Annotated in this window: 1 pseudogene; it reads right to left on the bottom strand. The window is 40.3% G+C overall.

Annotated elements, in window-relative coordinates:
- Positions 1-415: 415 nt before the first annotated feature.
- Positions 416-514: pseudogene (locus ACFPVS_RS13695) on the bottom strand (IS1595 family transposase); the annotation flags it as partial.

Raw genomic sequence — 514 nt, forward strand, 5'->3', positions numbered from 1 at the left:
TGGGTTGCCGGCCGGTAATGAGCTGAACTTTGAGTAAGCGAAAGCAGTTAAGGTTCTTGCCAACCATGGTTTCGGCAGTTTGAAGAAGCTGCCCATGAAGAAAATCCTCTAAATCCGGCTTAAAGGGAATTTAGAGGGTTTTAGGGTGTTTGGGGAGTATTGGAATACTTGGTAACTATGGTTACTTTGTATGAGGTTTAACAAAGGTTTTGCAAAAGTCTCAGGCTGAGACCTTTGTAAAACTCCCTGAAAAGCCACAGCACAAAGAGTTGACGTCATTCCCGCGCAGGTAGGAATCCATTTTTGAGCATGGCAACCTATTGAATAAAATAAGTTTCTGAGATTTTAAGATGGATTCCCATTCCCGCCTTTGCGGAAATGACGGCAGTTTTGGTTTTGGGGCTGTACTAGACAACTAGAATAAATTCTGCTTTACTAATTGTTTTAAAATAGAAATTTGAACTTTTATTTCAATGTGGTTAAAATGCCATTCACATTCCTTCAAATACAGCCC

It is taken from the genome of Neisseria weixii (assembly GCF_042658245.1).
Taxonomy (GTDB): Bacteria; Pseudomonadota; Gammaproteobacteria; order Burkholderiales; family Neisseriaceae; genus Neisseria; species Neisseria weixii.